Source organism: Myxococcus sp. AM009 (assembly GCF_013372605.1).
Classification (GTDB): Bacteria; Myxococcota; Myxococcia; order Myxococcales; family Myxococcaceae; genus Myxococcus; species Myxococcus vastator.
In genome coordinates, this window is sequence record NZ_JABXEP010000080.1 from 1 (window position 1) to 22,643 (window position 22,643).

Annotated in this window: 21 protein-coding genes and 5 tRNA genes; 10 read left to right on the forward strand and 16 right to left on the reverse strand. The window is 69.5% G+C overall.

Features of this window, described 5'->3' with window-relative positions:
- From HV824_RS20405 to HV824_RS20450, 10 genes are all read right to left on the reverse strand, one after another.
- Positions 1-139: GTP-binding protein (locus HV824_RS20405; protein ID WP_228556459.1), on the reverse strand; the 139-nt coding region annotated here is incomplete at its 3' end.
- 19 nt (positions 140-158) lie between these two features.
- A tRNA-Thr gene (locus HV824_RS20410) sits at positions 159-234 on the reverse strand.
- A 25-nt stretch (positions 235-259) separates the two neighbouring features.
- A tRNA-Gly gene (locus HV824_RS20415) sits at positions 260-335 on the reverse strand.
- 10 nt (positions 336-345) lie between these two features.
- Positions 346-429, reverse strand: a tRNA-Tyr gene (locus HV824_RS20420).
- Positions 430-488: 59 nt separating this feature from the next.
- Positions 489-561 (reverse strand) — tRNA-Thr (locus tag HV824_RS20425).
- Positions 562-693: 132 nt separating this feature from the next.
- Entirely contained in the window at positions 694-1,539 is an 846-nt protein-coding gene (gene rlmB, locus HV824_RS20430) for a 23S rRNA (guanosine(2251)-2'-O)-methyltransferase RlmB (protein WP_176424019.1), read from the reverse strand.
- A 6-nt stretch (positions 1,540-1,545) separates the two neighbouring features.
- Positions 1,546-1,995 carry a hypothetical protein gene (locus tag HV824_RS20435; RefSeq protein WP_176418526.1) on the reverse strand — a complete coding sequence of 150 codons (450 nt, stop codon included), beginning with the start codon at positions 1,993-1,995 and terminating at the stop codon, positions 1,546-1,548.
- A 61-nt stretch (positions 1,996-2,056) separates the two neighbouring features.
- The gene (locus HV824_RS20440) at positions 2,057-3,058 is read right to left on the reverse strand and encodes a RimK family alpha-L-glutamate ligase (protein WP_176424020.1); all 1,002 of its coding nucleotides are present in this window, start codon (positions 3,056-3,058) and stop codon (positions 2,057-2,059) included.
- Between the two features lie 81 nt (positions 3,059-3,139).
- Positions 3,140-4,390: an adventurous gliding motility lipoprotein CglB gene (cglB, locus tag HV824_RS20445; protein ID WP_176418528.1), complete on the reverse strand. Its 1,251-nt coding sequence runs from the start codon at positions 4,388-4,390 to the stop codon at positions 3,140-3,142.
- A 219-nt stretch (positions 4,391-4,609) separates the two neighbouring features.
- On the reverse strand, positions 4,610-5,002 hold the full coding sequence (locus HV824_RS20450; RefSeq protein WP_176418529.1) for a DsrE family protein: 393 nt from the start codon (positions 5,000-5,002) through the stop codon (positions 4,610-4,612).
- Positions 5,003-5,090: 88 nt separating this feature from the next.
- Here HV824_RS20450 and HV824_RS20455 point away from each other — a divergent pair, with 88 nt between their 5' ends.
- The 4 genes from HV824_RS20455 to hrpB all read left to right on the forward strand — a co-directional run bounded on the left by HV824_RS20455 (position 5,091) and on the right by hrpB (position 10,502).
- Complete coding sequence (locus HV824_RS20455; protein ID WP_176418530.1) at positions 5,091-5,744, forward strand: HEAT repeat domain-containing protein; 654 nt, start codon at positions 5,091-5,093, stop codon at positions 5,742-5,744.
- A gap of 53 nt (positions 5,745-5,797) precedes the next feature.
- Complete coding sequence (locus tag HV824_RS20460; RefSeq protein ID WP_176424021.1) at positions 5,798-6,502, forward strand: HAD family hydrolase; 705 nt, start codon at positions 5,798-5,800, stop codon at positions 6,500-6,502.
- A gap of 72 nt (positions 6,503-6,574) precedes the next feature.
- Positions 6,575-7,924: a hypothetical protein gene (locus tag HV824_RS20465; RefSeq protein ID WP_217917574.1), complete on the forward strand. Its 1,350-nt coding sequence runs from the start codon at positions 6,575-6,577 to the stop codon at positions 7,922-7,924.
- A 13-nt stretch (positions 7,925-7,937) separates the two neighbouring features.
- On the forward strand, positions 7,938-10,502 hold the full coding sequence (gene hrpB, locus HV824_RS20470) for an ATP-dependent helicase HrpB (RefSeq protein ID WP_176424023.1): 2,565 nt from the start codon (positions 7,938-7,940) through the stop codon (positions 10,500-10,502).
- A gap of 7 nt (positions 10,503-10,509) precedes the next feature.
- Here the strand turns inward: hrpB and HV824_RS20475 are convergent, their stop codons facing one another.
- Positions 10,510-10,986 carry a GNAT family N-acetyltransferase gene (locus HV824_RS20475; RefSeq protein ID WP_163783480.1) on the reverse strand — a complete coding sequence of 159 codons (477 nt, stop codon included), beginning with the start codon at positions 10,984-10,986 and terminating at the stop codon, positions 10,510-10,512.
- A gap of 147 nt (positions 10,987-11,133) precedes the next feature.
- On the opposite strand from HV824_RS20475, the gene HV824_RS20480 reads away from it, so the two are divergent.
- Together HV824_RS20480 and HV824_RS20485 are read left to right on the forward strand one after the other, a co-directional pair.
- Positions 11,134-12,183, forward strand: a complete 1,050-nt coding sequence (locus HV824_RS20480) for a hypothetical protein (protein ID WP_176418535.1) — start codon at positions 11,134-11,136, stop codon at positions 12,181-12,183.
- A 131-nt stretch (positions 12,184-12,314) separates the two neighbouring features.
- Positions 12,315-13,103: a hypothetical protein gene (locus HV824_RS20485; protein WP_176418536.1), complete on the forward strand. Its 789-nt coding sequence runs from the start codon at positions 12,315-12,317 to the stop codon at positions 13,101-13,103.
- 72 nt (positions 13,104-13,175) lie between these two features.
- On the opposite strand, the gene fdxA is transcribed toward HV824_RS20485, so the two are convergent.
- From fdxA to HV824_RS20505, 4 genes are all read right to left on the reverse strand, one after another.
- Complete coding sequence (gene fdxA, locus HV824_RS20490; RefSeq protein WP_176418537.1) at positions 13,176-13,511, reverse strand: ferredoxin FdxA; 336 nt, start codon at positions 13,509-13,511, stop codon at positions 13,176-13,178.
- 110 nt (positions 13,512-13,621) lie between these two features.
- Positions 13,622-14,710: an aspartate-semialdehyde dehydrogenase gene (asd, locus tag HV824_RS20495; RefSeq protein WP_176418538.1), complete on the reverse strand. Its 1,089-nt coding sequence runs from the start codon at positions 14,708-14,710 to the stop codon at positions 13,622-13,624.
- An 82-nt stretch (positions 14,711-14,792) separates the two neighbouring features.
- On the reverse strand, positions 14,793-15,146 hold the full coding sequence (locus HV824_RS20500) for a rhodanese-like domain-containing protein (protein ID WP_176418539.1): 354 nt from the start codon (positions 15,144-15,146) through the stop codon (positions 14,793-14,795).
- A 112-nt stretch (positions 15,147-15,258) separates the two neighbouring features.
- Complete coding sequence (locus HV824_RS20505; protein ID WP_176424024.1) at positions 15,259-16,410, reverse strand: acyl-CoA dehydrogenase family protein; 1,152 nt, start codon at positions 16,408-16,410, stop codon at positions 15,259-15,261.
- 158 nt (positions 16,411-16,568) lie between these two features.
- On the opposite strand from HV824_RS20505, the gene HV824_RS20510 reads away from it, so the two are divergent.
- Positions 16,569-16,640, forward strand: a tRNA-Cys gene (locus tag HV824_RS20510).
- Between the two features lie 72 nt (positions 16,641-16,712).
- Here the strand turns inward: HV824_RS20510 and HV824_RS20515 are convergent.
- Complete coding sequence (locus HV824_RS20515; protein WP_176418541.1) at positions 16,713-18,392, reverse strand: nitrous oxide reductase family maturation protein NosD; 1,680 nt, start codon at positions 18,390-18,392, stop codon at positions 16,713-16,715.
- An 85-nt stretch (positions 18,393-18,477) separates the two neighbouring features.
- Here HV824_RS20515 and HV824_RS20520 point away from each other — a divergent pair, with 85 nt between their 5' ends.
- From HV824_RS20520 to HV824_RS20530, 3 genes are all read left to right on the forward strand, one after another.
- Positions 18,478-20,322 carry a SpoIID/LytB domain-containing protein gene (locus HV824_RS20520; RefSeq protein ID WP_176424025.1) on the forward strand — a complete coding sequence of 615 codons (1,845 nt, stop codon included), beginning with the start codon at positions 18,478-18,480 and terminating at the stop codon, positions 20,320-20,322.
- A 67-nt stretch (positions 20,323-20,389) separates the two neighbouring features.
- The gene (locus HV824_RS20525) at positions 20,390-21,637 is read left to right on the forward strand and encodes an energy transducer TonB (RefSeq protein WP_176424026.1); all 1,248 of its coding nucleotides are present in this window, start codon (positions 20,390-20,392) and stop codon (positions 21,635-21,637) included.
- Between the two features lie 26 nt (positions 21,638-21,663).
- Positions 21,664-22,581, forward strand: a complete 918-nt coding sequence (locus HV824_RS20530; protein ID WP_176418544.1) for a cation diffusion facilitator family transporter — start codon at positions 21,664-21,666, stop codon at positions 22,579-22,581.
- Positions 22,582-22,643 lie beyond the last annotated feature (62 nt).

A 22,643-nucleotide genomic window follows, 5' to 3' on the forward strand; every position in this document is an offset into this window, starting at 1 on the left:
ACGCCAGAAACGTGGCGCCGCCCGTCTTCGCCAGCACCTTCGTGATGGCGGCCGTCAGCGACGTCTTGCCGTGGTCCACGTGTCCGATCGTGCCGATGTTCACGTGGGGCTTGTTACGCTCGAACTTCTCCTTGGCCATGACACTCCTCAAAAATAAATGGAGCCCTGAACCAGGATTGAACTGGTGACCTCATCCTTACCAAGGATGCGCTCTGCCAACTGAGCTATCAGGGCTTGGCGATGCTGTGACTACAACATTTGGAGCGGGAAATGGGACTCGAACCCACGACATTCAGCTTGGAAGGCTGACGCTCTACCAACTGAGCTATTCCCGCAATTGCCGAGTGGAGGGAGATGGATTCGAACCATCGAAGGCGTAGAGCCGGCAGATTTACAGTCTGCTCCCTTTGGCCGCTTGGGTATCCCTCCAGATATTCACTTGTCCTACTACCACATCCCGGGCCCTCATCCGCGGCCCCGTCCTACCTGGCCGGCGGCGGGATTTGAACCCGCGACCTACTGATTACAAATCAGTTGCTCTACCAGCTGAGCTACACCGGCACTCATCCGGTACTGCGACTGCCGCCCTACCCCGCCCCAGCGACTCCGTCAACCACCCGTCACCGCCCTGAGAGGGGCGCCCTTCTAGAATTCCCGTCCGCCCAAGTCAAGGAGATTGATCCCAAACTTCGACTACCGGCCGGAGACGGTGCCCCGCTGGCGGGCGACCTCGTATAGCAGAATGCCGGCCGAAACGGACGCATTCAATGAACCGACCTGACCCGCCATCGGAATCCGGAGGCGGAAGTCGCAGTGCTTGAGCACCCCGTCCCGGACGCCTGCCCCCTCGGCCCCCACGACGAGCGCCAGCGGCCCATCCAGCCGGGCACTCCACATGGGCTCCTTGGCGTCGACGTCCGCCGCGGCGACCCACAGGCCGGCTTCCTTCAGTTCCTCCAGGGCCCGGGAGATGTTCACCACCCGCGCGATGCGGCTGTGCTCCACGGCCCCCGCCGACGCCTTGGCCACGGTCCCCGTCACCTGAACCGCCCGGTCCTTGGCAATGACCACGCCGTGGGCCCCCAGCGCATCCGCGGAGCGGATGATGGCCCCCAGGTTGTGTGGGTCCTGGATTCCGTCCAGCACGACCACCAGCGGAGGCTGGCCCTGAGCCTTGGCCGCTGCCAGGAGGTCCTCCAGCTCCGCGTACTTGAAGCCGCGCAACTCCACCACCACGCCCTGGTGAACGCCGCCCTCCGACAGAGCGCCCAGGCGCTCGCGCGTCACCTTCTCCACGCGAATGCCGAACTCGCGAGCCCGGCTGAGCAGCTCTCCCGCCGCTCGGGCGCCGAGCTGCCCCTCCACCAGGAACAAGCGCTCCACCTCGTCTGGCCGGGCTCGAAGGGCCGCCAGGACTGGATTCACCCCGTAGACGAAGCGGGAGGCTTCGCCGCCTCCACGCTCGCCCCGGCTGGCGCGCTGGGGGGATTCTTCGCTCCCGCGCTCACCGCGGCCGCTCTTGGAAGAACGCTCACGCATGGGGACTCAGAGGACCTCGACAGGAAGGGAGAACGTCTTCTGCTGACGTGCGCAGAGCTTCTCCGTGCAGATGAAGAAGACGAGCTTCGCGTCCACGGTGCCCTTGCCCGCAGCGGCCGTCGTGAAGGGGACCTCGAAGCGAGGGTCCGCGAAGTCCTGCCCCTCGGCCTTCTTCGCCACGGAGTCCGCCAGGACCAGCTTCTCCTTGGCCGGGGTCACCTGGCTCCCCTTCACCTCGAGCTTCAACGGTGCCTCGTCGGAGACATGGGCACCCGCCTTCGTCTTGATGGCGAGGACGAAAGTCCCCTTCTCCCCTGCCTTGACCTGGGTCGAGGTCCCCTCGGTGGAGACCTCATACAGCGAGGTCGGATCCACGTCCGCGGCCAGGACAGGCACGGAGCAGGTCACTGCCGCCAACAGGGCGGCGAGGGAGGAAAGGCGTCGGCGGCGAAGCATGGGCGTCTCCTGGAAGCGGGGGTGCGTATCACGCTTGAGACGGCGGGAGCCGTCTTTCTCTTCACGCGCCGCCTTCGCCGGTCCTGGCGCGGCGACCCGAGCCCTTCCGGGCCACTGGGAGCTGAGCGGGCTCAGATGACGCGGGCAGGGCCAACGGAGGCGACAGGTCTGGCACGGACACGGGCGTTGCCCCCGCCACGAGCGCTTCCGCGCGGATGATGATGAGTGAGGCCAGGTCCACGCCCGTCACCGCCTCCATTTCAGGAAGCGCGGGGGAGCTGTTCACCTCGAAGACCTTGGGTTGTCCCTGCACGTCGAGCAGGTCCACCGCCGCCACTTCGAGCCCGATGAGCCGGGTGGCCTTCTCCGCGGTGGCTCGCTGGGCAGGTGACAGCTCGTGCGCCTCCAGCCGAGCCCCCTTGATGAGGGTGTGCGCCAGGCGTCCGGCGCGCGGGCGGCGACGAACCGCGGCCACCGCCTGCCCTCCCACGACGAGCACTCGGACGTCGATGCCGGTGCTCTTCACGTACTCCTGCATCACCAGGTTGTGCCCCAGCCCCAGGACCGCCTCGAGCGCGGCCTCCAGCGACTGGAGGCTCTCACACACCATGACGCCGTGCTTCTCCTGCCCCTGCAGCAGTTTGACGAGGACGGGCACGCCGCCCAGCAAGCCCACCATCTCCTTGAGGTGGGCCGCGTCACGGGCCATCACCGTCGCAGGGATGTCGATGCCGTGCGCCGAGAGCAACTGCAGCGAGCGCATCTTGTTGCGCGACTGCGCGATGGCCTGCGCGTGGTTGACGAGCGGGACCCGCGCCAGGCCGAACTGATTCACCACGGCCAAGCCATAGGTGTTGATGGACTGGGCGATGCGAGGGAGGACGACGTCCGTGGGCGCCAGCTTCTTGCGGCCGTAATAGAGCGTGGCGCTGCGCCCATCGAGGTGCATCTGCACTCGGAGCGGGTTGAGGACCCGCACCCGGTGTCCTCTGGCGCGCGCCACCTCGACAAGTCGCCGGGTGGACGGGATGGAAGCGGAGCGCGAGAGGATGGTGGCTTTCATGAGCAGGGCGGCCGTTCCAGGGAGGGAGGGACCTATAAACCCCGCCCCTCGCCGGGTAAAGCCGCCCCGCGAACCGCTGGACTAACGCTGACGGATGGCCCGCACTTCAATCCGCACGGGCGCCTCCGGGGTGGAGTTGAGGATGCGCTGACAGGTCTCCCCCTTGAAGACCACGCCATCCTCCTCCAGCGTCCACGTGCTGTCGCTGGACAGCGTGCGCTCGCCTTCCACGTAGACCACGAGCAGCTTGGGGTCGGACGGGCGCTGGGGACCATCCAGCTTGATCAGGCAAGGGTCCTCCAGGACGACTGCCTTGCTGATCTCCTCCAGAGCACTTGCAAGCTCAGCCTGGTTACCGGCCTGGAAAAAGGAGCGGTTGCACAGGCCCGTGGTCGGGTTGCAGGTGTCGCCCTCGCCACACGGGCGCTCCGCGTTGCACGTACGCTTGAAGCCTCCCGCCTGGGCCATGGCTTCCAGCACCGCCGGCCCATCCCCCACCGCCGTCTCCGCGCCGAATCCAATGACGATGGTCTGAATGCCCTTCTCGCGAAGTTCGCGTACAGCAGTCACGGAGGCATCGGAGTCCAGGCATCCACGGTGGAGGTAGCCACTTTGGCACTGGTTGTTCTCGATGGTGCACTTGCACAACGCCGTGTCGGCACCGCTATTTGGGTTCGCAGCGTTACAGTTCGGCAAACCGTCCGTCAGGAGGATGACGAAGTTCTGCCGGTTGGGGTCCTGGAGTCCCTCAAGCCCCCCCACGAACTTCAGACTTCCGCTGGTCGGCGTGCCCCCGAGAGGCCGCCCCTCACCGCCATTGGGGATACCCTGCAGCAGGGTGTTGATCTCATTGGCATGCGCCAGCAGTGAATCGTCATCCTCCTGCTCCGGCAGCGTCTTGAGCAGGGAGCCAGCAGTGGAGGCACGGCACAGGTCCGGAATCGACGTCCCTCCCTGTGTTTCGGGATACGTCGTCAGCGCGAAACGCACGAAACGACCGCTGTTCTCCAGGAACTGAGGAACGACCGACTGCAGTGCGGTCCACCGCGTGGGGCAGACATCCACATTGCATGTCGCCTCACCACCACAAGGGACAATGCTTCCCTCGAACTCCACGTCGCAGGCAGGCGACGGATTCACCGGCAACGTCATCGACCCGGAGGTGTCCACCATCAACATGATGTTGGGCTTGCTCCGACGGGCGTTGATGACCTCCTCCACCGTCGTCTGCGCGATGGCCAGCGGCTCCACCGGCTCGAAGTCGTACGTCTGACAGGCCAGGACGATGGCGCCGACGGAGAGTGCACTCAGGAGGGGCAGCTTGGAGCGCATAGGCAATGAATTCCTTCTGCTACTGGGGGACGCGGAGCTTCCCGCGCGGCCGGGTTCTCCAAAGGGGGTACGGCGTGCCCACAGGTTATCGCGTCATTCCCGTCGGGCGCTACAGCATCGGCGGACAGATTCCTGGCCGTTTGGATGCCACTGCGACGTTACAGCCAGAGCGATGCCCAAGCGGCCAAGAGCGGCGTACGTGGGCCCACAGCCCACCGACTACAGGGTGAGCACCCGTGCGCCCGCGGTCAGTCGCCATAGGGAGGCCATGCCCATCACCTCGTCCAAGGTGCCCTCCAGCGCCTCCGGTGCGTAGCCGCAGATGCGCACCGTGGTGTCGCAGGCGATCAGCCTCGCGCCCAGCGTGCGCGCTTCCGCCAGCATCCGCGGCGGCGCCAACACCCCGAGTGACTCCGCGCGTGTGAGTTCCTCGTGCTCGCGCTCGCTCGACGGCTGACCATAGGCGCCACCCACGAGTTGGCGCAGCGCATCGAAGGCGAAGACGAAGTACACCTCGTCCCCCATGGCCGCGGCGGTGATTCCCATGGTGGCGGCCTGGAAGGCCGGCTCATACGTGGCGTGCTGAAGGAAGAAGAGGACCCGTCCGGCCATGACGCGCCGACCATAACGGCCTTCGCCTCCCGCCGCGGCACCAATGACGTATAAAACGGAAACGTCCCCTTCCGTCCGGGAAGCCCCCATGACGACCACCCTCCCCCCGCGTCCTGGCGCTGTTCCCTCCTGGTCCGTCCGCCGTCTCGCCTGGCGCTCCGTGGTGCTCGGCGGCGTCTTGCTCGCGGGGTCCGGGGGCCTGGCCCGAGTGAGCGCTTCCGCCAGCTCGGAGCCATTGCTCGCCACCAGCGCGCCCTCGCTAGACACCGACGTCCATGCCCAGGTGGTCGCACTCCTCGATGCGACGACGCGGACTGGAGCCCCATCCGATGACGCATGGAAGCGCCTGGGGCCCGGAGCGGCACCTGTCCTGTCAGCGCTCGTCGTGGACAAGGGCACACCCACCGCGCGGCGGACGCTCGCCGTGTCCTCCCTGGCGCTGGTGGACCCTTCAGGCGGCGCGGTGACCATCCGCGAGGTGCTCGAAGACGCGAAGGCCCCAGCCGAGGTGCGTGCCAGCGCGGCGGACGCCCTGCGCCGGTGCCTGGGGCTGGACGCCATCCCCACGCTCATCACCCGGCTGCGGGACCCGGAGTCACAGGTCCGGGAGGCCGTGGCCGTGGCGCTCGGACGCCTGGGTGGTCAGCAGGCCCGCCAGGCGCTGGAGGACCGGCTGCCGGTGGAGGAGCGCGCCCTGGTCCGCGAGGCACTCCAGCGTGGCCTCACGCTCGTCGAGCCCTGAGCGGACGCGGTCCGCCTGACTCCGGGCTCGCGTCGGCACGGGGCCTCCATTAAATGGGGGCCATGCGTCCCACCGTCCTCCTCTTCGATATCGATGGAACCCTGGTCACCACTGGCGGCGCGGGGCGCCGCTCCATGGAAGCCGCCTTCGAGAAGCTGCACGGGCGGCGGGACGCGTGCGACTCGTTCCCAATGTCCGGCATGACCGACCGGGCCATCGTCCGCAAGGCGATGCACCTCATCGGCGTGGAAGACTCGGTCGCGGCCATCGACGCGGTCATCGACGCCTACGTCGCCCACCTCGCCGAAGAGGTCCACAAGGTGGATGACCAGCGCTACCGCGTCTTCCCCGGCATGCGCGAGGCCGTGAAGGAAGCCCGTTCGCGGTCCGGGTTCGCGGTGGGACTGGGCACGGGCAACGTCCGAGAGGGCGCTCGCGTGAAGCTGGAGCGCGTGAGCATCTACGACCAGTTCGACTTCGGCGGCTTCGGCTGCGACAACGAGGACCGCACCGAGCTGATTCGCTGCGGCGCCAGGGCCGGCGCCGCGAAGCTGGGCGTCCCCGTGGAGGAGTGCCGGGTCGTCGTCATCGGCGATACGCCCAAGGACGTCCATGCGGCCCACGGCGTCGGCGCAGAGTGCATCGGCGTGGGGACGGGGACCTTCTCCGTGCAGGCCCTCATCGACGCAGGGGCCACGGTCGCCTTTCCTGACTTCTCGCATCCCCAGGCCTTGGAGATTCTGCTCGGCGGGCGCTGAAGCCCCTGCCCGGCCACTCGGTGCTCGACGCCGGGTGTGCTATCTCCCGCCGCCCTTCCGAGGAGCCGCCGCATGTCGTCCACGCTCGAATCGTATGAGCTCATCCGCTTCGCCGAAGCCTTCGAGGCTCGCCTCGCCACGGCGGGAGAGATGCTCACCGGCCGACCCGGCCTCGACGCCGAAAAGGGCTGGCTCACCACCGCATTGGAGCTGGTGCGCACCGCGCGCGCGCCCACCGAGGGCGTGCTCGACCGTGTGAAGGACCTTCCTGAGCTGGAAGAGGCTCGCGAGGAATATGCGTTCCACCAGCAGGGCCTGTGGGTGGACGTGCTGGAGAAGCTGCTCGCCGGCATCACCTTCACCGCCAGCAGCCGCGCGCCCGTCATCGAGGCCCTCTTCCCCCACCTGAAGTTCCCGCAACTGCGGCGCGCCCCCCGCGAAGCCGTCCTCGAGTACGCGACGTCCTACGAGCGGCGCACGAAGAGCGCGTATGTGACGCGCATCTTCGCCCGGGAGGACTTCGCGCTCGTGCGGCCCGTCATGGAGCAGGTGCTGAACGCCCATACCGCCTGGCGCTCCAGCCATGAGCCATCCCCCCTGTCGCTGGAACAGGAGACCCTCCTTCGCGAGGAGCTGGTGTCGCTGGGCCGAAAGCTCGAGCAGTCCCTTCGTCAGGCGCGCCTGCTGGCCGAAGCCGCGCTCGTGCCCGCCCCCACCGTCTATGAGGCCGCCGGGCTGAACCTCAAGCCCAAGCGCCGCGCGGGACGAGGACTGACGTTCTCCGACGACGCGCTGGCTGGCTTCGATGAGCCGACGGACTCCATGGAGCCCACCGAGGCCGAACTCGCCGAGGTCGCGGCCCTGGACGCAGGTGGCGACACGGCGAAGGAGGGGGCCGCACCGGGTGGCGTAGCGTCCGCCAGCGCAGCCAACCCGGAGGTGAGCCAGGACTCGGGCGACGCGCACTCGAACACCGGTGGCGATTCGGGAGCTGCCGGTGGCGCCGAGCTGAAGGACGAGAGCTCGCCGTCCACGGCTGAAGCCGACGTAGCCTCCGCGAACACTGCTTCTGAGCCGCGCGATGGCACCGTTCCCCAGCCGGAGACGGCGCCTGCGGGCACGGAACTCGCGGGCAAGGCCGCCGCGGAGGATCCGGCCCGGGCTGAAAAGGGCGAGGCGCCTCCCAAGGCCACGGATGGAGCGGAGCCGAACGACCTCCAGTCCGCGGCCCCCGAGGTGGCCACCGCGCGGGCCCGTGACGAAGCATCCTCCACCGCGCCACGCGGCGCGCGCCGGGGCCGCAAGAAGGCCGATGCAGCGGAGCCGGCCTCAATCGAGGCCACTGAACCTCCGGCCCCGAGTGAGGCACAGGCGCCTCGCGTCCGGAAGAAGAAGGCTTCCTCGCAGGCGGACACGCCTTAAAGGACACCGGGCCATGGCGGACGTCGCGCTTCCCATCGATCCCCTGTTGCCGGACATCGTCTCCACGCTGCGGGGCGCGCGTTCGCTCGTCCTCGAAGCGCCTCCGGGGGCGGGAAAGACGACGCGCGTGCCTCGCGCGCTCCTGGAGGCCGGGCTCGGGCAGGGGAAGGAAATCATCGTCCTCCAGCCACGCCGGCTTCCCACGCGGCTCGCCGCCCAGCGCGTGTCCGAGGAGCTGGGCGAGCGCGTGGGCGAGTCCGTGGGCTACCAGGTCCGCTTCGAGGACGTGCGCAGCGCGAAGACGCGCCTGTCCTTCGTCACCGAGGGCGTCCTCGGCCGCCGGTTGCTCTCCGACCCGAAGCTGCGCGACGTGGGCATCGTCGTGCTCGACGAGTTCCACGAGCGGCACCTGTCCGCGGACATCTCCCTGGCCCTGCTGCGGCGCCTCCAGGAGACGGCGCGCCCCGACCTCAAGGTCGTCGTCATGTCCGCGACGCTGGAGGCGGAGCCCATCCGGACGTACCTCGGCGGGTGTCCCTCGCTTCGCTCCGAGGGCCGGCGCTTCGACGTGAGCGTGGAGTATCTGCCCGCGCCCGATGACCGCCACCTGGACCACCAGGTGCTCTCCGGCATCAAGCGGCTCTTCGCCCAGGGCCTGGATGGCGACGTGCTCGTCTTCCTCCCCGGCGCCGGCGAAATCCGCCGCGCGCGCGACGCCTGCGCCGAGTTCGCCGAGCGCCACGGCGCCGACGTGCTCCCCCTCCACGGCGACCTGTCCCCCGCCGAGCAGGACCGCGCCGTGCGGCGCAGCTCGCGGCGGAAGATCATCCTCTCCACCAACGTCGCCGAGACGTCCGTCACCATCGACGGCGTGGCGGTGGTCATCGACTCCGGGCTCGCGCGCGTCGCCTCCCACTCCCCCTGGTCCGGCCTGCCCACCCTCAAGCTGTCCAAGGTCAGCCGCGCCTCCGCCATCCAGCGCGCGGGTCGCGCGGGCCGCACGCGCGCGGGCCATTGTCTGCGCCTCTACACCCAGCACGACTTCGACGGCCGCCCGGAGCAGGACGCACCGGAGGTTCGCCGCACGGACCTGGCCGAAACAGTCCTCTCCCTGCGCGCGTCCGGCATCACCGACCTGGCCGCCTTCCCCTTCTTCGAGCCGCCCCCGGCCGCGTCCCTGGACGCCGCGGAGACGCTGCTCCGCCGGCTGGGCGCGGTCGACCCCGCCGGCACCGTCACGGCGGTGGGCGAGCGGCTCCTGCGCTTCCCCGTCCACCCCCGACAGGCGCGCATCATCGTCGAGGGTGAGCGCCGGGGTGTGGGCGCCGAGGCCGCCGTGCTCGCCGCCCTCATGGGCGAACGCGACATCCGCCGAGAGGCCCGCGCCAACCTGGGCCAGGGAGGACGTCCGGCCGCCACCGTCAGCGGGCCGTCCGATTTGCTGGAGCTGCTCGAGCGCTTCCGCGAAGCCGAGCGCGCGAACTTCGCGTCGGGCCGCATGCACTCCCTCTCCCTGGAGGCCGGCGCCGTGCAGTCCGTGGACCGCGTCCAGAAACAGCTGCGGCGCGCGGTGCGTGGCCAGGGCGCCCGGCCCCAGCGGCCCGAGGACGTGGAGCAGGCGCTGATGCTCAGCGTGCTCGCGGGCTACCCCGACCGCGTCGCCCGGCGCCGCCGCCCCCGTGCGCCGGAGCTGCTGATGTTCGGAGGCGGGACGGCCACGCTGTCAGACGTGAGCGTGGTCCAGGACGCCGACCTCATGGTGGCCGCCGACGCCGAGGAGCGCCCCGGCAAGGGCGCCGTGGTGCGGCTGGCCAGCGCCGTGGAGCCGGAGTGGCTGCTCGACCTCTACCCGGACACCCTGGAGGACGTGGACACCCTCCAGTGGAACGCCGAGGCCCGGCGTGTGGAGCGCCTCACCCGCCTGTCCTACGGGAACCTCGTCCTGGAGGAGACCCGCACACCCGCGCCCGCCTCGGAGGCCACCGCGCGCGTGCTCGTGGAAGCCGCGCTGGCCGCGGGGCCCGGGAAGTTCGCGGACCCGGAGGCCCTGGAGCAGTGGCGCACCCGCGTGGCCCTGCTGGCCGAGGCCTTCCCCGAGGCGAGGTTCCCCGCCGTCGATAACGCCTTCCTGCGCGATGCGCTGGCGTCGCTGTGCTCGGACGCGCGCAGCTTCAAGGACCTGGAAGGGGTGTCCCTGCTGGACGCGCTCTACGCACGGCTCACCTCCGAGCAGCAGCGGCTGCTGGCCACGCACGCGCCGGAGCGGGTGACGCTGCCCGGAGGCCGCGGCGTCAAGGTCCACTACGAGCCGGGCAAGCCACCCTGGGTCGAGTCGCGACTCCAGGACTTCTTCGGGATGGCGCAGGGGCCCAACGTCTGCGCGGGTCGCGTCCCGCTGGTGCTGCACCTGCTGGCGCCGAACATGCGCGCGGTCCAGGTGACGACCGACCTCGCGGGCTTCTGGGAGCGGCACTATCCCGCGATCCGCAAGGAGCTGTGCCGCAAGTACCCCCGGCACTCATGGCCCGAGGACCCGCGGCATGCCCAGCCGCCAGCCCCCCGGCCACCGCGCCGTTGAGGCGACATCAGAAGCGCTTGTGCATCTCCAGGTGCTCCATGCCGGCTTCCTCGAAGACGCCGCCGACCGGCTGGTAGCCGTGCTTCTTGTAGAACTCCAGCGCGTAGAGCTGGGCGTGCAGCATGATGCCGTTGACGCCGCGCCGACGCGCCTCTGCCTCCAGGGACGTCAGCAACAGGGAGCCCACGCGCGCCTTGCGGTGCGCCTGGAGCACGGCCATGCGGCCAATCTGGCCCCACGTGCCTTCCTGGTTGGCCGGAGGCTGCGTCAACATCACCAGCCGCCCTGTCCCAATGGCATGGCCGCCCTGGTTGGCGATGACGTGGTAGGCGTGCACGTCCTCGGCGTCGCGCTCGATGCCTTCGGGAACCGCCTGTTCCTCGATGAACACCACCTCGCGGATGGCGAGCGCCTGCATGAGCTCCGCCTCACTCTGGATCTGAGTGATGGTGACGGGCGCGGAAGTATCCGTGGGAGAGGACATGTCGCGGGCAAGGTACACAAAAGCCCGCAAGGTCAACAGGCGGAAAAAGCACCGTGGCACGCCGGGGTTCCCCCCGTGCCACGCCTGCCTGCCGCCACGGGCCGACCGCACAGCGGGTCCGTGCGCCGTGGTAGGCTGCGAGGCGCCATGCGCTTCAACCGACTGCTCGCACTCGCCCTGGCCCTGTCGGCCATGCCCGCCACCGCCCAGCCCGAGCTGTTCTTCGGCAATGGTCAGGCCCCCGTCTTCCGCGAGGAGGACCTGGACAAGCGCTTCGCCCGGTCGAAGCTGAACCAGGGGCTCAAGCAGGGGACCCAGGATGCCGGCTGCGCCCAGGTGCTCGGGGCCATGCTGACCCTGATGGGTGAAACCGGTGTGCTGCTGCACAAGCGTGACGAAAACTTCATGCTGGACCCGGTGCTGGTCAACGCCCTCAACACCCAGCTCGTCAACCCACGCTTTCCCGGCAACGCCTTCCTCGTCGCCATGGTGCGGCGCGTGCTCATCGACCGGAAGCTGCCCCAGGAGTGGCTGGTGACGGCGCAGGCCCTGGCGCCCTACTACCCGGCCATCGACATGGGGCGGCTTCGCTTCCTCGCCAATGGCGTGAAGCCCCTGGACAGCTTCCTGGTCACCCTGCCCGCCCTGCGGGAGCGCTATGCCCAGGAAGTCCAGCGGGCCACCTCCGTGGGCGCGTCCACCGCCGAGGCCCTCTTCCGCGAGAACTACCTGGACCACGAGGTCGCCTTCGGCGCGCTGGAGTTGGTGGACCTCAAGCTCGAGAAACCGAAGAAGAAGCGCCTGAAGAAGGGCGAGGAGCCGGAAGCCCCGTACATGCTGGCCCGGCTCTTGTGGGTGGAGCCCGAGGCGCCGACGACGGAGCGCTTCGAGTTCAACTTCGGCAAGGCGCCCAAGCGCCCGCGCGTGGAAATCTCCGCGAAGCTGCAGGACACGCAGTTCGCCGACCTCAACAAGCTGCTCAAGGGCTCCCGCGTCCTCGTGCGAGGCCGCTTCTGGGAGTACAAGAAGGGCCTGACGTCCATCGAGCTGCGCGACGCCCTCATCTTCCCCGAGCGGGACTGGGCGAAGACGCCCAGCCTGGCGGACCCGGCCGCCGTGGCCTCGTGCCCCCTGGCCGTCAACGACCTGACCGGACTTGCGCCCATCCAGCCCGGCGCCTTCGGCACGCAGCGCTGACGCACATCCCACGTCTGGACGCCCATCCACCCGGCGGTACCGCATCCGGGAGTCGGACTGAGGATTTTCCAGCGTCGGGGGGCTGGCACGCCCCCTGCTCTGCTCCTCGCGCCCACCGCACGAGGGATGCCATGAAGGTCGACAGTCGCGAGCCCACCAACGGCTCCGGACAGACGAAGTCATCCGCCGACGCAGAGCGCTTCAAGAAGGCGCTCGACGAAGCGGACGCACGCAGCACCCCACCCAGGCCCCAACGCGTGGGACTGAGGCTCCCAAGCGCCGCGCGCGCCGGAGCCACGCCCCCGCTGCTGGCCCGAGCAGCGGCGCCCGTGCTCACCGCACAGCGCGGCGCGGTCTCCAGCCCCGAGAGCCTGGGGCTCAAGCGGCAGGCGATGAATGTCGAAGTCCTGCGGCTGGGCGCGGTCCGGAGCGAGTCCCAGGCCCTGGTGCAGGAGCGCACCGAACATCGGCTCCATGACTTCATCGCCCGCGAGCTGTCGAAGGAGCCGCGCCCCGCCCTTCCCGTTCAGCCCGAAGCCCGGCCTGCTCCCGGGCCACCACCTCCGGAAACACAGAGGCCCCTCCAAGAGCCGATGGGCGCAGAGAGCGCCACGGCGGTGACGGCGAGCGCGGGAGGCGCGCACGCGCCAGCCGAGGAAGTGAACCCCGCCGCCCGCGCCGAGGCCGCGATGGCGCTCATCGAGCGCATCGAGGTGTTCGTGAAGTCCCAGCGGCCCGCGCTCAGCATGAGCCTGCGCGGGCGCCTGGACGCCACGGTGGAGGTCGAGCGCACGGGCCCGCGCGAGGTGTCCCTGCGCATCCAGGGCCGGCACGGCCCCGTGGCCGCCGAGGACCTGAGCCGGCTGCGCGACGCCCTGGAGTCACGCGGGTTGAAGCTGAGCTCCCTGCGCGCGGAGTAGCGCCCCGCAACGAAGAAGACCCTCTCGCCGCTGGACGAAAGGGCCTTCCCAGGACACGCGAAGGTCAGCGGATTACGAGCCCGCCGCCGGATCCAGCAAGGAGCGCTTGCCGTCCTTCGACTTGAACTCCTCGGCCTCGGGCAGCGCGGCCCTCTTCTCCGCGATGTTGGGCCACTTGGTGGACAGGTCGGCGTTCAGCGCCTTGTACTCCTTCCACTGCTCCGGGAGCTCCGTCTCCGGGAAGATGGCCTTGGTGGGGCACACCGGCTCGCAAGCACCGCAGTCGATGCACTCATCCGGGTGGATGACCAGGAAGTTGGCACCCTCGTAGAAGCAATTGACCGGGCACACCTCGACACAGTCGGTGTACTTGCACTTGATGCAAGGGTCGGCAACGACGTAGGCCATTGAAAAGTCTCCTCTCGGTTGAAACCAGGCGCGTCCGTGGGCGCGCAGAGTAGTGGTTCGAGCTGACGTTGGCACCCTGAATCTGTGCACCCCCTCGCCCGTGACGGGGCTTAGCCCAACAAGCCCTGGGCCAACAGCAGCTCGGCCACGAGGATGGCCCCTCGCGCGGCCCCCATCTTGGTGTTGTGGGACACCAGCACGTACTTGAAGCCGTTCTCCAGGACGCCATCCTCGCGGATGCGTCCGACGGTGGTGGCCATACCGCCATGCGTGTCCCGGTCCAAACGGGGCTGGGGTCGGAAGGGATCGTCCAGCACCTCAATCCAGCGCGGTGCGGCGGACGGCAGGTTCCGGGCCAGCTCGGCGCCCTTCCAGTCCCGCAGGGCCTGGGTCACTTCGGCCACGGAGGCCTTCTTGTCCAATGAGACAAAGACGGACTCGGTGTGGCCCTCCATCACCGCCACGCGGGTGCAGGTGCAAGACACCCGCACGTCGTGCGGCGTGAGGCCGTCACCCGCTGGGCGGAGCGCGCCCAGGATCTTCTTCGTCTCCACCTCGACCTTGTGCTCCTCCTTCGGGATGTAGGGGATGACGTTGTCGAGGATGTCCATGCCGATGACGCCCGGCGAGCGGCCGGCGCCGGACATGGCCTGGAGGCTGGTCATCAGCACCGCCTTCACCCCGAAGCGCTCCACCAGCGGCGCCAGCGTCACCGCCAGGCCGGTGGTGGTGCAGTTGGGGATGGGGACGATGAAGCCCTTCCAGCCCCGCCGGCGCTGCTGCTCCCGGATGAGGGGCGCGTGCGCGGCGTTGACGGGGGGAATCAGCAGCGGGACGTCGTCTTCGTAGCGGAACGCGCTGGCGGCGGAGAAGACGGGGATGTCCTTCGCCAGCCGCGGCTCCAGCTCGCGCGCCACGTCCGCCTCCACAGCGGAGAAGACCAGGTCGTAATCCCTGGCCTGGAGCGCGTCACCGGCCACCACCTTCATGCCGGCAAGCTCGGCGGGCAGCGGCTCCGGGACGAACCAGGCCGTCATGCCACTCGCCGTCTTCAGCGCCTCCGCATACGTCTTGCCCGCCGAGCGAGGCGAGGCCGCGAGGCCCGTCAGCTCGATGGAGGGGTGATTCTTGAGGGCGGCGATGAACTGCTGTCCAGCGAGTCCAGTGGCACCGATGAGGGCCGCGCGAAGCCTGGCCATGGGGGCGTTTCTCCAGTCTCCAGAGGAGGATGTCGCCCGCTCCATAACACCGTTTGACGACGCGCCGCATCCACCGCGGTGCTCAGCGGGGCATCGCGGCGAGGGGCGCCCGGGTGTGCCGCTCCGTGGGGAAGCCACCTGTGACCCACGCCAGCAGCCCGCCGTCGAGACAGACGGCCTCGCGCCCCTTCATCCGGAGCAGACGACAGATACGGCGCGTGTCCCTTCCGTCCGGCGAGCAACCACACAGGACGATGAGCTCGTCGTCCGGGAGCATGTGGTGGTCGCGGGCGATCTCCGCGCACGTCATCCGCAAGGCCCCTGGGATGTGCAGGTCATAACGCTCCCAATCGGCGGCGTCCCGACAGTCGAGGACGAGCACTTCGTCGTCCCCCAGACGCATGTAAAGCTCGGCACAGACGATGATGGGCTCCACGGGCCCTCCGCGGGGTCTCTTCGGGTAACCCGGAGCGCCAAGGGCCTCTTCCCACGCCGCCCCCCCGCCTGCCCTCCACGGGTCAGGCGGGGCGCCGCGCCGCGCCCCCGCCCTACAAGCCGAGCTGCTTGGCGATGATTTCGTTCATCACCTCGCTGGTGCCACCGCCGATGGGCCCCAGCCGCGCGTCACGCCAGTGGCGCTGGATGTCGTACTCCATCATGTAGCCCGCGCCGCCGTGGAGCTGGAGGCACTCATCCGCCACGCGGCAGCACGTCTCGGTGGCCACCTTCTTCGCCATGGACGTCTGCGCCACCGCCCACTCGCCGGCCACGTGCAGGCGCAGCGCGTGGTAGGTGAGCTGGCGCGCCGACTCCCGCGCGGTGAAGAGCTCCGCCAGCTTGTGGCGCACCACCTGGAACCGGTGGAGCGACTGGCCGAAGGCCCGCCGCGACTTCACGTGCGCCAGCACCGTCTCCAGCATGTCGTCCATGGCCCCCACCGCGCCCAACGCGAGCGACAGGCGCTCCCACTGGAAGTTGCCCATGATCTGCGCGAAGCCCTGCCCCTCCACCCCGAGCAGGTTCTCCGCGGGCACGCGGCAGTCCTCGAAGAACAGCTCCGCGGTGTCCGAGGCGCGCCAGCCGAGCTTGTCCAGCTTGCGCCCCACGGAGAAGCCCGGCGTGCCCTTCTCCACCACCACCATGGACAGGCCCTTGTGACCCGCGGTCGGGTCCGTCTTCACCGCCAGCACCACGAAGTCCGCGCGCACGCCGTTGGTGATGTACGTCTTGGAGCCGTTGAGGACGTAGCTGTCGCCCTCGCGCCGCGCGGTGGTGCGCAGCCCCGCCACGTCCGAGCCGGCATCCGGTTCGGTGATGCCCAGCGCGCCAAGCTTCTCACCCCGGATGGCGGGGGCCAGCCAGCGGCGCTTCTGCGCGTCCGTGCCGAACTGATGGAGGGGCCCCGTGGAGATGGTGAACTGGGCCCCCAGCCCCGCGGACACACCGCCCGAGCCGCAGCGCCCCAGCTCCTCCAGCAGCACCGCCTCGTACAGCTCCCCCGCCGCCGAGCCCCCGTACTCCACCGGGTACTTCAAGCCGAGGAAGCCCAGCTCGCCAAAGCGGGTGAAGAGCGCCTTGGGGAACTCCTCCCGAGCCTCCCACTCCTTCACGAAGGGGAGAATCTCCTTCTCCACCACCGCCCGCACGGTGCGACGAAACGCGTCATGCTCTTCCAGGTACAGCCCGTGGCCGTGAAGCATCTTTCGAGCACCTCGTCCTTTCGGGCGCGCGCACGCACGCGCACCCGGGGTGGAACCTTCTGGTGGCGGCATGGTAGCGGGACGGATGCACAGCAGGCAGCTGTTGCAGCCTTGACCGCGTGGTAGCGGGCTGCGTATAAAGCCGACCCCATCCTCTCGGCGCCATAGCCAAGTGGTAAGGCAAAGGTCTGCAAAACCTTCATTCCCCGGTTCGAATCCGGGTGGCGCCTCAAAGACACAAGGCCCGGTGCGGAAGTCACTCCGCATCGGGCCTTGTCCTTTTCAGGGGCGGAGTGGACGGGTCAGCAGCCCAGCTCCACCGCGCCGATGTCCGGTCCGCCGCCGCAGAACGGGATGCCGATGTCGGCGCCCGAGTCCTGCGCCATGGGCCCCGGCGCGAACGCCGCCCCGAGGTCCGCCGAGCCCAGGCGTGAGGTGGTGTCTCCCGAGGTGGACTGGTAGGCCGTGAGGTCCACGGGCTCGCCGTCCTGCTTGAACTGGGCGCCCGCCGGGAAGAGGTTGTTGCCCATCTTCATCCCCGGGGCCATCGGGCCCAGGTTCACCGCGATGGGGGCTTCCGCGAAGATGTTGTTCCGCACCACGGGGGACTGGGTGGGGCCGCCGGTGCCATGGCCGATGACGAGCGCCGTGGCCGCGCGGGTGACGGTGTTGTTCACCACCGTGGTCCCCCGCGAGTTCTCCAGGCGGATGCCCGTGCCCTCCCCGCCTCCGGCCTCGGTGATGTCGTAGACGCGGTTGCGGCGGATGACGACGCCGGTGGGCATGGCGCCTTCGTGGTTGCCGCCCACCGCGATGCCCTTGGCGCCGTCGTAGATTTCGTTGTCCTCCACCAGCACGTTGCTCGCGGAGTAGTGGATGACGACGACGTCCCCTCGCGCCGTGGAGCTCGGGAGGAAGTGGTGCATCCGGTTGTTGCGGAGCGTCACGCCGTAGCACGTCTTGATGTCCACGGCATTCTCACGGTTGGCGTAGAAGTGGTTGTTCTCCACCAGCAGGTTCTCCGCGGGCGCCAAGTTGCTGAAGCCCTCGGGCCCCAGGCACTGCACGGAGTCACCGGAGTTGTCGTGGATGTCGTTGTTGCGCACGGTGACGTCGCGCGACGTGGGCTGCACCACGACGCCGTGCGAGTCCTCGTTGCCGGTGGTCTTCACGAAGTCGTGGATGTGGTTGTTTTCGATGATGGGCCCGGTGGCGTGGTTGAACGTCGTCACCGCGCCGCCGCCCGTGCCGCCGTGCAGGTCCGAGTTGACGAGCATCGAGCCCGTCACGTCGCCCTCGAAGGTGACGGCGAAGGGCGTCTGGCCCTCCAGGTCGATGTCGAAGCCGTCGATGATCCAATGCGGCTGGCGCACCTGCACCAGCCCGTGCTCGCCGGGGCCCAGGACGATGCGCGGGTTGCCCTCTCCCTGGAGCGTGATTTTCGCGTCGGCCGTGCCCGGCTTCGCGTTGTCACCGATGATGACGCGCTCCGCGTAGGTGCCGGGCAGGACACGGATGAGCTCGCCCGGGCTGGCCAGGCTGATGGCCTTGTTGAGGGTGAGCAACGGCTGCGCGGCGCTGCCGTCCCCGGCGTCGTTGCCAGACGTGCTCACCACCCACTCGCGGGTGTAGACGGGGGCCTCGGCGGCGACGCTCATCGCCGTGGCGTTGACGGCTGGCTGAGGCGAAGGGTCCTCGATGTTGGCGTGGTCCGTGTGGTCCGGCAGCGCGGCCACCGGAGTCCCCGCCACCGCCTGCACGCCGACGGGCGGACGCGTGGTGAAGGTCCGGGTGGGCGTGGGCGACTCCGCCGGCCCAGGCTCGGGCGAGGGCACGGGGCGAGGGGCCGGGGGCTGAGCGGGCACAGGCAGCCCTCCACTGTCGGAGCCCGAGCAGGCCGTCGAGCTCAGCAGGAGCATGCTCGTGGCCAGGAACGTCAGCTTCAGGCAGTTGCCGTGTCGGATTTTCATGAGCAGGGGCAACGCGGGAAGCCCTGTGCGCTATTCATCCCCTCACGCCCCGACACGTACCCGCCAGCCTGCCCGGCGGGGGCACGGCGAACGGTCCGTGACAGCTTGGAGGTGCGACAGTACGGTGGCGCCCCCCGTGCGCCACGCCGTCACACAGCTTCTCGCCGCCGTCCTGCTCTCCGCCTGCGCGGCCTCGAAACCCGCGGCTGACAGTCCCCGTGCATCCGCGACCGGACCGGCCGTCGTGTCATCGTCCGAGGCCACGTCGGGCACACAGGAGCGCGAAGCGTCCCCGGAAGCACCACCGCGACACAGCCAAGGCCATGAGGCGCCGTCAACGGGCACGGCGCCACCGCCGTTGGAGGACCCGCTGGCCCAGGGGATTCCCACGCCGGGAGACCTCAAGCGCCTGGACTTCCGTGGCGGTGAGCCACGCGTCCCGGTGCGCCTGATGGAGGGCCGGAGCGAGGTCACCTTCTCCCCGCGAGGCCGGATGCGCCTGCGCTTCGGAGGGCCCGACGAGAAGATGCTCGACGCGGCGGCGGGCACGCGCTGGACGGTCCGGGTGACGCAGGGGAGCCCGGCGGTGCTGTCCGCGCGCGTACAGCTGGCCGAGTTCCGCATGGCCGACCGCGCGGGCCTCCAGGCGGCGCTGGAGTCATGGCGCGAGAAGGGGCTCGCGGTCCGGGCCCAGGTGCTGGGCTCCGTCTACGGCATCGCCGGGAAGGTCATCGACAACCGGCGCACCCTGCTGCTGGTGGACGAGGTCCTCACCCCCGAGGCGGCCGGGCGGAAGCAGGCGGAGTTGCTGCGCAGCCACGGCGTGCAGACGACCCTGTTCGAAGAGGTGCGCACGCCCGCCAAGGCCATCCTGGAGGTGCGCGACGAGGCGGGCGTCGTCGTGGGCATGGCCCAGGACCGGCTGGACGCCGAGACGCCCGACGGCGGGGGCTTCGACGTGCGCCAGGTCGAATACGGGGTGGGCTACTCCTTCCACGGCTTCGAGGACCGCACGTTCCGGGGCGCGCTCCAGCTCGTCGTGGACCGTTCGGGCCGGCTGGCGGTGGTGAACGTCGTCCCCTTGGAGGACCTGCTCAAGGGCCTGGTCCCCGCGGAGATCTTCGCCCGGGCCCACTCAGAGGCGCTCAAGGCCCAGGCCGTCACCGCGCGCGGAGAGGTGCTGGCGAAGGTGGGCATCAAGCACCTGGCGGACCCCTACCTCCTGTGCTCGGAGCAGCACTGCGCCGTCTACCGGGGCCGTACCGGTGAGGCCGCGAGCACCACCGCCGCCGTGGAGGCGACCCGGGGCGAAGGCCTCTTCAGCGAGGACGGCCGCCTGGTGGACTCCGTCTACAGCGCCGTCTGCGGCGGACACACTGAGGACAATGACGTGGTGTGGGGCGGGGCTCCGGACCCCAGCTTGCGCGGCCGCCCGGACGTCATCGGCCCCGTGGGCGCCATTCCCCTGCCCGCCAGCCTGGAGCGCTGGCTGACGACCGCCAACCTCCCGGCGGCCTGCCGGCTGTCCAGCTTCGCGCAGCCCAGCAAGTTCCGGTGGGAGAAGCGCTTCACGGCCGAGCAGGTGGACACCCGCCTGAAGCGGCTGGGCGTGGGGCGCGTCCAGGCCCTGGCGTTGACGGACCGGGGCGTCTCCGGCCGCGCGGCCGTGCTGTCGGTGTCCGGAGACCAGGGGGCCACCCAGGTCCGGGGCGAGCTCAACATCCGCCGCCTGTTCGGCATGCTCAACAGCAGCATGGCGGTGGTGGTGGCCGAGCGGGACGCCGAGGGCGAGCTCACCGGCTGGCTTTTCCGTGGCGGGGGCTGGGGGCACGGCGTAGGAATGTGCCAGACGGGCGCCATCGGCCGGGCGGAGGCCGGGCAGCGCTACCAGGACATCCTCCGTCACTACTTCAACGGTGCCGCGGTGGCCCCCATCTATTGAGGTTGGGAGGGGTTATCCTTGAACGCGACGGGACTAGTCCGCCCGTTCGGAGGTTTATCATCCCGCCGTGAGCACGGGTTCTCCAACAAACTGGCGCCGCCGGAAGCGGCAGGGGTCCTCCGCGGGGCGCTTCGCCGCGGCGGTTGCGCTCGCCCTGCTCCTCCACGCCGTCTACGTGGGCACCCTGCTGCTGACGAGCTCGTTCCAGGGCGACGGGAAGGCGCGCAAGCCCGTGACGCGGCCCACCTCCGTGGCCGTGCGCCCGCTCACCGCCGATCAATGGGCGCAGAACCGCGGCAAGGCCTCCCCCCAGACGAAGTCCCAGGCGTCGGAGCGTCCCAAGGCCCAGGACAAGAAGCCGGAGGAGAAGAAGCCCGACGAGCCGCCCAAGGGGCAGGTGGTGGACGTCGCGCCCGGCAACAACGAGGTGGACCCGAACGCGAAGTACCTCGCGGAGAGCAACAACCGCGTGAACAAGGAGACGCGCGCGCGGGAGCAGACGCCCTTCTACCGGAACGCCATGCCCCAGCGGACGGCGCCGCAGAATCAGGAAGGCCAGAACACGGACGCCCAGACGCCGCCGCGAATGGCCGGCAACAACGGCATGGGCGACGACGACCGGCCCGTGTCCCAGGGTGGCCAGAAGCCCGCCTTCGAGATTCCCGACGCCCGCAAGAAGAGCGAGGTGGCGATGAAGACGGACCCGACGTCGCCAGGCCCGGGCGTGGAAGTGAACAACCAGAACGAGAGCGACGAGGTGGTGGGCAACTCCAAGCGCCTCAACATCCAGCCCGGCACCGGCGGCGACGAAGCCGGCTCCACGGGCCGCGCGGGCGCTCCGGGGCTGGCGTCGCTGACGCCGTCGCGCGCCGTCATGGACAAGGTCCTTGGCGCCGCGCCCAATGACCACCTGCAGGACGCCGAGGAAGGCGACGGCACCCTCCTCAACACGCGCGAGTGGAAGTACGCCAGCTTCTTCAACCGCGTGAAGCAGAGCGTGGGCATGCACTGGAACCCCAACGACCAGCTGCGCCGCAGGGACCCCACCGGTGGCATCTACACGGGGAGAGACAGGTACACGCTGCTGCAAATCACGCTCGACGAGCGCGGCCAGGTGATGGACATCCAGGTGGAGAAGAGCAGCGGGCTCGACTTCCTCGACTTCGAGGCAGTGTCGTCCTTCAAACGCGCGCAGCCCTTCCCCAACCCGCCGCCCGGCCTGCTGTCGGACGACGCCAAGGTGAAGTTCCAGTTCGGCTTCTTCATGGAGATGGGCGGGGGCCCGAAGATGCGGCTGTTCCGCCAGCCCAACTGAGCGCGCACTGAAGTACCGTGCGGCGCGTGGAAGCAACGACGCTCACCGACAGAAACCTCGCGCAGCAGGAGCGGAACCGGAAGGTCCGCCACGTGCTGCTGGGCATCCTCGTGGCCAACTGGGTGGTGGCCAGCGCCAAGCTGCTCTTCGGGATGCTCAGCCAGTCCGCGGCGGTGACGGCGGACGGGCTGCACTCGTTCATCGACGGCGGCTCCAACGTGCTGGGGCTGGTGGCCATGGGCGTGGCGTCACGCCCGGCGGACGAGGACCACCCCTACGGCCACGGCAAGTTCGAGGCGCTCGCGTCGCTGGGCATCGGCGCGATGATTGGCGTGGGCATGCTGGAGCTGGGGCGCATGGCGCTCGACTCGGTGCTCAACGACAAGCACCCGCAGGTGACGGGCACCATGGCGGCCGTCATGGCCTTCACCCTGGTGGTGAACATGGTGGTGACGCGGGTGGAGCGGCACTACGGGCGCAAGTACAAGAGCTCCCTGCTGCTGGCGGACGCGAGCCACACGATGTCCGACGTCTACGTCACCCTGGCGGTGCTCGGCTCCCTGCTGCTCGTGTGGCTGGGTTACCCGCGCGCGGACGGGCTGATTGCGCTGGCGGTGATGGTGTTCGTGGCCTGGGTGGCCTACGGCATCGTCCGGCAGGCGGTGGGCATCCTCTCCGACACGGCGCGCCTGGAGCCGGACGAGGTGAAGCGGCACACGCTGGCCATCCCGGGCGTGCGCTCCTGCCGCGACGTGCGCAGCCGCGGCATGGAGGAGAGCGTCTACGTGGACCTCAAAATCGAGGTGGACCCGCAGCTCACCACCGCGCAGGCCCACGAGGTGGCGGACCGGGTGGAGCGCACGCTGCAAGCCGCCTATCCCCAGGTGGTGGACGTGGTGGTCCACGTGGAGCCGGACCGCGGCGCCATGGCCGCCCCTGTGTGACGACAAAGGCCGCCTCCCCACGGAGGGAGACGGCCTGTGTCACCACTCGATGCGCGGTGCGC